This is a genomic window from Commensalibacter intestini A911 (genome assembly GCF_000231445.1).
Lineage (GTDB): Bacteria > Pseudomonadota > Alphaproteobacteria > Acetobacterales > Acetobacteraceae > Commensalibacter > Commensalibacter intestini.
This window is the reverse complement of the sequence record NZ_AGFR01000021.1, coordinates 7,501-10,324: the sequence shown is the minus strand read 5'-3', so window position 1 is coordinate 10,324 and position 2,824 is coordinate 7,501. Positions and strand designations below refer to the sequence as shown.

General features: G+C 50.0%; 1 tRNA gene and 2 rRNA genes (1 of these 3 cut by a window edge). All 3 read right to left on the bottom strand.

Annotation, left to right across the window (positions count from 1 at the left end):
• Positions 1–25: 25 nt before the first annotated feature.
• Positions 26–102 (bottom strand) — tRNA-Met (locus tag CIN_RS11130).
• A gap of 208 nt (positions 103–310) precedes the next feature.
• Positions 311–426, bottom strand: a 5S ribosomal RNA gene (rrf, locus tag CIN_RS11125).
• A 107-nt stretch (positions 427–533) separates the two neighbouring features.
• A 23S ribosomal RNA gene (locus CIN_RS11120) occupies positions 534–2,824 on the bottom strand (it continues 445 nt past the right edge of the window).

The window sequence follows — 2,824 nt, the reverse complement described above, 5'->3', positions numbered from 1 at the left end:
ATATATAATTTTATTTATGTAGATTTGGGAGCGGGGAGAGGATTTGAACCTCTGACCTTCAGGTTATGAGCCTGACGAGCTACCGGGCTGCTCCACCCCGCAACGGGTGTATATGCCTTTTATTAGAGTGGGTTTCATGATTTCCCTTGGCATATATGTTATCTGATTGTTGAGTTGACCTAAGAGAGGTTAAAATCAGATTAGAGTATTATAATCCTGTATCTGAGATATCTATTTTAAATTGAATAGGAGAGATTTAAACGTGATGTTTAATGGGATTATAAGATATGTAAATTGGGTATATTAGAAGACCTGGCGGCGACCTACTTTCCCATGCCTTAAGACATAGTATCATGGGCGCTGGGGGTTTTCACGACCGAGTTCGGGATGGGATCGGGTGGTTCACTCCCCGCCATTGCCACCAGGTCATCTAATATACCCTTTGGTGTTGGTTGGTATTGTGAGTTAATGGTTGGTAAAATGATATTTGGTTATTTTATAAGAGTGACTGATATGAGTGTATGTGTGTTTATATAGTAAGTGCAAGGGCGATTAGTATCAGTTAGCTGCACATGTTTCCATGCTTTCACACCTGACCTATTAACGTGGTGGTCTACCACGGCCCGTAATGAGACCTCGTTTTGAGGGGGGTTTCCCGCTTAGATGCTTTCAGCGGTTATCCTTTCCATACTTAGCTACCCGGCGGTGCTGCTGGCGCAACAACCGGTACACCAGAGGTATGTTCACCCCGGTCCTCTCGTACTAGGGGCAAATCCTCTCAAGTCTCGACATCCACGGCAGATAGGGACCGAACTGTCTCACGACGTTCTAAACCCAGCTCACGTACCACTTTAATCGGCGAACAGCCGAACCCTTGGGACCTGCTCCAGCCCCAGGATGTGATGAGCCGACATCGAGGTGCCAAACCTCCCCGTCGATGTGGACTCTTGGGGGAGATCAGCCTGTTATCCCTAGAGTACCTTTTATCCGTTGAGCGATGGCCCTTCCACGTGGAACCACCGGATCACTATGGCCGACTTTCGTCTCTGTTCGAGCTGTCACTCTCACAGTCAGGCGGGCTTATGCCATTGCACTCAACAGCCGATGTCCGACCGGCTTGAGCCCACCATCGCGCGCCTCCGTTACTTTTTGGGAGGCGACCGCCCCAGTCAAACTGCCCACCATGCAGGGTCCCAATCCAGGCTTACTGGATATGGTTAGACATCAAAAAAACTCAGGGTGGTATTTCAAGGATGGCTCCACAAAGACTGGCGCCTCTGCTTCAAAGCCTCCCACCTATCCTACACAGCGTTTTCCTGATGCCACTACAAAGTTGCAGTAAAGGTTCATAGGGTCTTTCCGTCTGACCGCGGATACCCCGCATCTTCACGGGGAATTCAATTTCGCTGAGCCGATGCTGGAGACAGCGGGGAAGTCGTTACGCCATTCGTGCAGGTCGGAACTTACCCGACAAGGAATTTCGCTACCTTAGGACCGTTATAGTTACGGCCGCCGTTTACCGGGGCTTCAATTCAGTGCTTGCACACCTCCTCTTAACCTTCCGGCACCGGGCAGGCGTCAGACCCTATACGTCGTCTTTCGACTTTGCAGAGCCCTGTGTTTTTACTAAACAGTCGCTACCCCCTGCTCTGTGCCACCTGGTCATGGTTGCCCACGACCCGGTCTTGCTTATCCCGAAGTTACGCAAGTAATTTGCCTAGTTCCTTCAGCATCGTTCTCTCAAGCGCCTTGGTATTCTCTACCAGTCCACCTGTGTCGGTTTCGGGTACGGTCTATCCGCTAGAGCTATTTCCTGGAATACTCCAAAAGCTAGGTCAATCCAATAAGACCTAACAACATATTGTATTCGTCACTTCTAGCAGGTTCAGGAATATTAACCTGATTTCCATCGACTACGGCTTTCGCCCTCGCCTTAGGGGCCGACTAACCCTGCGTGGATTAACCTGGCGCAGGAACCCTTGGACTTTCGGCGACAGTGTTTCTCGCACTGTTTGTCGCTACTCATGTCAGCATTCGCACTTCTGATATCTCCAGAGAGGGTCACCCCGTCTCCTTCACAGACTTACAGAACGCTCCGCTACTGCGCATATAAATATGCACCCACAGCTTCGGCAGATATCTTTAGCCCCGTTACATTTTCGGCGCAGAGTTTCTTAATTAGACCAGTGAGCTATTACGCTTTCTTTAAAGGATGGCTGCTTCTAAGCCAACCTCCTGGTTGTTTTGGAATCTCCACATCCTTTCCCACTTAGATATCATTTGGGGGCCTTAGCTGGTGGTCTGGGCTGTTTCCCTCTCGACAATGGACCTTAGCACCCACTGTCTGTCTGCCACGCTCATACTCTTGGGTATTCGGAGTTTGATTAGGTTTGGTAGGTCTTTGGGACCCCCGAGCCCATTCAGTGCTCTACCCCCCAAGGTAATACGTGACGCTCTACCTCAATAGATTTCGCGGAGAACCAGCTATTACCAAGTTTGATTGGCCTTTCACCCCTAGCCACAGCTCATCCCCGTCTTTTTCAACAGACGTGGGTTCGGTCCTCCAGTGCGTGTTACCGCACCTTCAACCTGGCCATGGCTAGATCACTTGGTTTCGGGTCTTCTGCCAGCAACTAATGCCCTATTCAGACTCGCTTTCGCTGCGCCTACACCTATCGGCTTAAGCTTGCTGCAAACAGAAACTCGCTGACCCATTATACAAAAGGTACGCTGTCACCCCATAAGAGGCTCCAGCTGTTTGTAAGCATTTGGTTTCAGGTCTCTTTCACTCCCCTTGTCGGGGTGCTTTTCACCTTTCCCTCAC